Raw genomic sequence first — 2,285 nt, 5'->3', positions numbered from 1 at the left:
CGCGGCGCCAGGCGGTCGCCACCTGGGACCGCCGGCTGCTCGCGGAACGCTTCTGCGCCGTGGTCGAGGACGCCGGGCGCCACGCCCCGCCGCTTCCGCACGCGCTGGCCGGCCTGCCGCGCTGATGCTGCCGGTGGTGCACCTGGTCGCCGCCGCGCGGCCGAACCTGCCGAAGCTCGCGGCGCTGTGGCACGCGCTGGCGGAAGCACCGCCGATCTGCACGCCCGTGCTGCTGCACACCGGCCAGCACCACGACGCAGCAATGTTCGGCGACCTGCTGGAGGATCTGGAACTGCCCGCGCCATCCATCGCGCTCGGCATCAGCGGCGGGACCCATGCGGAACTGACCGGGCGCACCATGATGGCCTGCGAGGCCGCCTGGCAGCGCGACCGCCCGGCCATGGTGGTGGTGGCGGGCGACGTGGACGGCGCGCTGGCGGCGGGCCTCGCCGCGCGCAAGCTCGGCGTTCCGGTGGCGCATATGGAAGCCGGGCTGCGCTGCGGCGATGCCGACATGCCGGAGGAGATCAACCGCCGCGCGCTCGATGCCATCAGCAACCTGCTCTGGGCGCCGGACGAGGCGACGGCGGCGCGGATGCGCGGCGAAGGTCATGGCGCGGCCCACGTGCGCGCCGTGGGCAATGCCATGGTGGACAGCCTGCTGCGGCATCTGCCCGCGGCGCGCGCCCGGCCGCTGCCCGAGGGCCTCTCGCCCGGCGGCTACGGCATCGTCACGCTGCACCGCCCGGCGAATGTGGACGACGCACCCACGCTGCGCGCGCTGGTCGCAGCGGTCGAGGATGCGGCGCTGGCGTTGCCGCTGGCCTGGCCGCTGCACCCGCGCACGCGCGCCCGGATGGAAGCCTTCGGCCTGGTGCCGCCGCGCGGGGTGCGCATGCTGCCGCCGCTGCGCTACCTCGATTTCCTGGCGCTGATGGCAGGCGCGCGCGTGATCGCGACCGACAGCGGCGGCGTGCAGGAGGAAGCGGCAGCCCTCGGCCTGCCCTGCCTGACCCTGCGGCCTTCCACCGAGCGGCCGGCGACGATCGAGGCCGGCGGCAACCGGCTGGTGACGGCGGCGCAACTGGCCGCGGCGATGCGCGCCCCGCCGGGGCGGGCGGCGCCGATACCCTTGTGGGACGGGCGCGCCGGCGCGCGGATGCGCGACCACCTGGCGGAAGTGCTGGGGGAATGATGGCGGCCGCGGCGCCTTGCGCGCCGATCGGTGCCGCCGGCCCGGCGCCACTGGTGCTTCTGCTCTCCGCCGCGCATCCGCCGGCCGATACGCGCGTGGTCCGCAAGGAGGGCGCGGCACTGGCGGCAGCCGGCTTCCGCGTGGTGCATCTGTGCCCGGGCGGCGCGGATGCGCCGGACCACGTCGATGGCGTTCGGATCGCGACGCACCGTCATCGCCGCCTGCGCGGCCTGATCGCGCTTGCGCGCGATGCGGCGGCGCTGCGGCCGGATGCGATCCATGCCTCGGAGCCCGATGCCTGGCTGGCGGCGCTGCTCGCGGCGCGGCGCTGCGGGGCGCGGGTGGTGCTGGACGTGCACGAACACTATCCCTCGCGGCTGGATGCGCGGCTTCCGGGCTGGCTGCGGCCGGTGGCGCGCGCGGCGATCGCGCAGGCCTGCCGCCGCATGGGGCGCGCGGCGGATGCGGTGGTGGTGGCGAAGGATGGGCTCGATGCGCCCTTCGCCGGCGCGCGGCTGGTGGCGGTGCGCAACTACGCCCCCGCCCCGTCCGCCCCGCCGCGTGCGCATGCCGCGGGGCCGGTCACGCTCGTGCATCTGGGGGCGCTGGGTCGCACACGCGGCTGGCCGCAGATGCTCGATGCGCTGGCGCTCTGCCCGCACGATGCGCGCCTGCTGCTGGTCGGTCGCTTCACCGATGGCAGCGAGGCCGCGTTCCAGGCGCGCGCCGCGGCGCTGGGGCTCTCGGCGCGCGTCGAGCTCACCGGCTGGCTGCCGCAGGATGCGGCGCTGGCGCGGCTGCGCGGCGCCGACATCGCGCTGGTGCTGTTCCAGCGCGGCGAGGAGAACCACCGCCTCGCGCTCCCGCACAAGCTGTTCGACGCCATGGCCGCCGGGCTGCCGGTGATCGCGCCGGTCTTCGCCGAGGAAGTGGCGGCGGTGGTGCGCGATGCGGGATGCGGCCTGCTGGTCGAGACCGGCGACGCCGCGGCGATCGCACAGGCCGTGGCGGCGCTGGCCGACCCCGCACGGCGTGCGGCGCTGGGCGAGGCCGGCTGGCAGGCCGCGCGCAGCCGCTTCGCCTGGGAGGG

Annotated in this window: 2 protein-coding genes; both read left to right on the top strand. The window is 76.7% G+C overall.

Going from position 1 to position 2,285, the window contains the following annotated elements; genetic code table 11:
- The first annotated feature begins 124 nt into the window (after nt 1–124).
- A complete protein-coding gene (gene wecB, locus HW578_RS25665) occupies nt 125–1,195 on the top strand; it encodes a non-hydrolyzing UDP-N-acetylglucosamine 2-epimerase (RefSeq protein ID WP_198373547.1) in 1,071 nt (356 codons plus the stop codon).
- Between the two features lie 53 nt (nt 1,196–1,248).
- A partial coding sequence (locus HW578_RS25660) for a glycosyltransferase (protein WP_369407981.1) occupies nt 1,249–2,285 on the top strand: 1,037 nt, incomplete at its 3' end.

Origin of the sequence: Roseomonas rosulenta, assembly GCF_016106005.1 — a bacterium.
Classification (GTDB): domain Bacteria; phylum Pseudomonadota; class Alphaproteobacteria; order Acetobacterales; family Acetobacteraceae; genus Neoroseomonas; species Neoroseomonas rosulenta.
Note: the sequence above shows the minus strand (reverse complement) of the source record. Positions and strands in the feature narration are given on the sequence as shown.